Origin of the sequence: Saccharomonospora iraqiensis subsp. paurometabolica YIM 90007, assembly GCF_000231035.2 — a bacterium.
Taxonomy (GTDB): domain Bacteria; phylum Actinomycetota; class Actinomycetes; order Mycobacteriales; family Pseudonocardiaceae; genus Saccharomonospora; species Saccharomonospora paurometabolica.
Map to the genome: position 1 here is coordinate 128,641 of NZ_KI912238.1, position 4,593 is coordinate 133,233.

Below are 4,593 nucleotides of genomic sequence, written 5' to 3' on the forward strand. Positions count from 1 at the left end.
AGTGCCGACGGGAGCCTGCGCAGGGCGCCGGCCCCGGCCACGGGGTCGCGCACCAGCGGCCCGAGTGCCCGCACACAGTCGCCCGCGGGGCGGCGCATCCAGGTGATCAGTGCGTTGTTCCGGCGTTCGAGGCGTCGGCGCCAGGCACCGGGCGGCCGCACCGCGGACGGGTGGTGGTGCGCGGTGATCCGGTCGACGTAGCACAGGGCCCACCCGCGTGCGGCGAGGTCGTAGGCGAGCAGCTTCTCCTCCGCCCCGAAGTGCAGCAGCGGGCTGAACCCGCCCGCGTCCAGGAACGCGCTGCGCCGCACGATCGCCGAGCACCCGAGGAAGCCGAGCACCTGCGGGCCCGGCAGGTCCGGTGCGGTGCCCAGCGGGCTGTGCGCCATCACGCCGCACACCGGGTCCGGCCGCCGCTCGGGTTCCACGAGGGTGGTCGCGGCGATCAGACCCAGCCGCGGGTAGGCGTCGAACAGGACCTCCGCCTGTGCCAACGCGCCGGGTTCCCACCACGAGTCGTCGTCGCTGAAGGCGACGTAGGGGGTGTCGGCGGCCTCCACCCCGAGGTTGCGCGCGGCCATGCCGACGTTCTCCGGGTTCCGGATCAGCCGCACCCCGGCGAAGTCCCGCCGCACGCGCTCGGCGGTGTCGTCCCCGGAGCCGTTGTCCACGACGAGCACCGGCGGCGCCGGCCGCGCCGCCCGCAACCTGTCCAGGGTCCGCGCGAGCTCCGGGGCCCGGTCACGGGTGGCGATCACCACCGACGTCCTCACCGCAGCACCTCCCCCACCAGGTCGGCGACCAGCGTGCCCGTGCCGCCCGGCGGCCGGTCCGAGTACCGGTGGGCGGCGGGCGAGACGCACCAGCGCCACCAGTGGTCCAGCGTCTCCGCGCAGACGTGCTCGGCCGCGATGAGCGCGGGCCAGCCGAGTGCGTGCGCCTGGGCGGTCACCTTGCCGCCGCCGGAGACGGGGTCGACGGCGATCGCGGGCACCCCGGCGCGCAGTGCGAGCACCAGTCCGTGCATCCGCGTGGTGAGCACCGCGTCCAGCCGCCCCAGCAGCGCGACGAACTGGTCCGGGGTGGCGCAGTGCCGCCAGTCCGCGGTGTCCAACCGCGTGTCCAGCGGGACCGGGGCGACGTCGCGTCCGGCCACCCAGGTCAGCAGCGCCTTGTGCACCTGCTCGTGCCTGCGGCGTCCGCCGTACTCGTGCTGGCCCGGGGCGAGGGCCACCCCCACCACCGCCGTCGGCACGGTCGACGCGGCGAACGAGAGGTCCGCCTGCGGCGGGCCGAGCCCGTCCCGGGCGAGGACACGGTGGAACCCCGCGACGGCCCCGGAGGTGGGGTCGACGACCGACACGCCGACGGCGATGCGCCGGCACCCGGCGTAGCGCCGGTGCAACCACTCGACCTGTTCGCCGTGCACCGGTCCGCAGGCGAACACCAGGTGGGTGTAGTCGCCCGGGTCCGTGTCGTCGAGGTGCACCGCGTCCGGGGCCAGGGCCGGACTGAAGGCGACGTCGGCGGCGACCCCCGCCCGGTCGAGCGTCTCCCGAACCCGGCGCATGCTCAGCACGTCCCCCGCGGTGGCCTCACCGCGGAGAAAACTCGGCCATCCCGTCACGAGCACGCGCATGGTGGCGTTGATACCCCGGTCACGGCGTTTCACACCGCACCGGCGGTGGTAATCGGCCGTCCATGGTCACCGGTCGGCACCACGTACTCGTCACCGGCGGAGCCGGATTCCTCGGATCACATCTGTGCCGGCGACTGCTCGACGAGGGACACCGTGTGTCCTGTGTGGACAATTTCGCGACCGGATCGGCGGACAACGTCGACGACCTCGACTCCCGGGTCGGGTTCCGGCTCGTCGAGCACGACGTGACCGAACCGCTGCCCGAACTCGGCGCGGTGGACGCGGTCCTGCATCTCGCCTCACCCGCCTCCCCGGTCGACTACCGCCGTCTGGGGATCGAGACCCTGCGGGCGGGCGCCCTCGGCACCGAACGCGCGCTGGACGTGGCCACTCGCAACGGCGCGCGATTCCTGCTCGCCTCCACCAGCGAGGTCTACGGCGACCCGGACCGGCACCCGCAACCGGAGACCTACCGCGGCAACGTCGACCCGGTCGGTCCGCGCAGCATGTACGACGAGGCGAAACGCTACGCCGAGGCACTGACCACCGCCCACGCCGGGCGGTACGGCACCGACGTCGCCATCGCCCGGATCTTCAACACCTACGGCCCGCGCATGCGCGCCGACGACGGCCGCGTCGTCCCCACGTTCGTGACCCAGGCACTGGCGGGGACACCGCTGACCGTCGCGGGCGGTGGGGAGCAGACCCGGTCGATCTGCTACGTCGACGACACGGTCGACGGCCTGCTCGCGCTGCTGCGGAGCCGGATCGCCGGTCCGGTCAACCTCGGCGACCCGCACGAGCGCACCGTGCGCGCGATCGCCGAGCGGATCCTGTGGCACACCGGATCCGACTCGCCGCTGACCACCGTCCCCGGCGCACCGGACGACCCGCGACGACGGTGCCCGGACATCACCCTCGCCCGCACCGCGCTCGGCTGGGAACCCGGGGTCTCCCTCGACGAGGGTCTGCGCCGGACGGTCGCCTGGTTCGCCGCGGTCGGGACCGCCGCGGCCTGAGCGCCGGATCCGCGGCTTCCCCCGGCGTCCGACGCGGCCGGTCCCGGGCCCCGCGCCGTTTGAGAGCCGCTTCGCCGGGTAGCGGCACAGTAGGGGTCGCGGAAGCGACCCACACCCGATCGGGAGGTGGGGCCAGGTGCGAGTGCTCGGGATCAACGCCGTGTTCCACGACCCGGCGGCGGCGCTCGTCGTGGACGGGCGGATCGTGGCCGCCGCCGAGGAGGAACGCTTCACCCGCCGCAAACACGGCAAGTCGCCGGTGCCGTTCTCCGCGTGGGAGCTGCCGGAGCGGGCGGCGCGGTGGTGTCTGGACGAGGCGGGGCTGGAACCCGGTGACCTCGACGCGGTGGCCTACTCCTACGACCCCACGCTGGTCGACGAGGGTCTCGGCGGCACGGACGGGGGCGGCTGGGAGAAGCTGCGCACCCTCTACGCCCGACGGGCGCCCGCGTTCCTCGGCACCGCCCTGCCCGGTCTGGACCCGGGCCGTGTCCGGTTCGTCCGGCACCATCTCGCGCACGCCGCCTCGGCCGCCCTGGCCGGGCCGTTCGCCGACTGTGCCGTGCTGACCTCGGACGGCCGGGGCGAGGCGGAGTCCGCCCTGGCCGGGGAGTACCGCGACGGCAAGTTCGTCGAGCTCGCCCGGCAACCGTTGCCGCACTCGCTCGGGCTCACCTACGAGGAGGTCACCGCGCACCTCGGCTTCCGGCGGTCCAGCGACGAGTACAAGGTGATGGCCCTGGCCTCGTACGGCACCGCCCGGTTCGCCCCCGAGCTGCGCGCACTGATCCGGACCACCGGCGACGGGGGATTCCACACCGACCCGGTGCCGTGGGAGCGGTTCGCGCCCGCGCGCCACACCGGCGACGAGCTCCGGCCGGAGCACGCCGACCTCGCCGCGAGCGTGCAGTGCGTCACCGAGGAGGTGCTGCTGGAGCTGGCCCGGTGGCTGCACGCCCGCACCGGGCACACCGACCTCGCGCTGGCGGGCGGCACCGCGCTGAACTGCGTCGCGAACACGCGGCTGCACGACGAGGGGCCGTTCGAGCGGATCTGGGTGCAGCCCGCCGCCGGGGACGCGGGCACGGCGCTCGGCGCGGCCGTGCAGCTGTCCGCCGACCTCGGCGACACGATCGTCCCGATGGACGGCGCGGACCTCGGCCGCGGGTTCACCGACGACGAGATCGGGGCCCGGCTGCGGCGGGCCCGGGTGCCCCACCGGCGCTGCGCGGACCGCGCCGAACTCGCCGAAACCGTGGCCGAGGCCCTGGCGCACAACCGGATCGTCGCGTGGTTCCAGGGACGTTCCGAGTTCGGCCCGCGCGCCCTCGGACACCGCTCGCTGCTGGCCCACCCGGGGTACGCGGCGAACCTGGAACGCCTCAACGACGTCAAGGGCCGGGAGCAGTTCCGCCCGGTGGCCCCGATGGTGCGCGCCGACCGCGCCGCCACGGTCTTCGGCCGGGGCCCCCTGCCGAGCCCGTACATGCTGTTCGTCCACGACGTCGCCGACGACTGGCGCGAGCACCTCCCCGTGGTCACGCACGTCGACGGCACCGCCCGGGTGCAGACCGTGGACCCGGCCACCGAGCCGCTGGTGGCCGACCTGCTCACCGCGTTCGAGCGGCGCACCGGCCTGCCCACGGTGGTCAACACCAGCCTGAACACCGCGGGGCGGCCGATGGTGGACGACCCGGAGCAGGCCCTGGAGTGTTTCGCCTCGGCACCGGTCGATCTGCTCGCGATCGGCCCGTTCGTCGTGAGCCGACAGGGGTGGACGGCGTGACCGGGCGGCAGCAGGACCCCGGGCGAGCGCGGAGCTCCGGGACACCGGCCGCCACGCCGGTCCGCTACACGGTGGTGATCCCGACGACGGGCCGGGCGAGCCTGACGGCGCTGCTGCGGGGTCTCGACGCGGGGGCGGGCCCGCCCCCG

4 protein-coding genes are annotated in these 4,593 nt (G+C 74.9%); 2 read left to right on the forward strand and 2 right to left on the reverse strand.

Features of this window, described 5'->3' with window-relative positions:
- Together SACPADRAFT_RS0212815 and SACPADRAFT_RS0212820 are read right to left on the reverse strand one after the other, a co-directional pair.
- Positions 1–773 (reverse strand): glycosyltransferase family 2 protein (locus tag SACPADRAFT_RS0212815; protein WP_028662435.1); only part of this gene is annotated, 773 nt, incomplete at its 3' end.
- Positions 770–1,639: a polysaccharide pyruvyl transferase family protein gene (locus SACPADRAFT_RS0212820; protein ID WP_007026607.1), complete on the reverse strand. Its 870-nt coding sequence runs from the start codon at positions 1,637–1,639 to the stop codon at positions 770–772. The genes SACPADRAFT_RS0212820 and SACPADRAFT_RS0212815, both read right to left, overlap by 4 nt.
- A 62-nt stretch (positions 1,640–1,701) precedes the next feature.
- On the opposite strand from SACPADRAFT_RS0212820, the gene SACPADRAFT_RS0212825 reads away from it, so the two are divergent.
- Both SACPADRAFT_RS0212825 and SACPADRAFT_RS0212830 read left to right on the forward strand, forming a co-directional pair.
- On the forward strand, positions 1,702–2,658 hold the full coding sequence (locus SACPADRAFT_RS0212825) for an NAD-dependent epimerase/dehydratase family protein (RefSeq protein ID WP_007026608.1): 957 nt from the start codon (positions 1,702–1,704) through the stop codon (positions 2,656–2,658).
- Positions 2,659–2,794: 136 nt separating this feature from the next.
- Positions 2,795–4,444 (forward strand): carbamoyltransferase family protein, encoded by a 1,650-nt coding sequence (locus tag SACPADRAFT_RS0212830; RefSeq protein WP_007026609.1) that lies wholly within the window; start codon positions 2,795–2,797, stop codon positions 4,442–4,444.
- Positions 4,445–4,593: the final 149 nt, after the last annotated feature.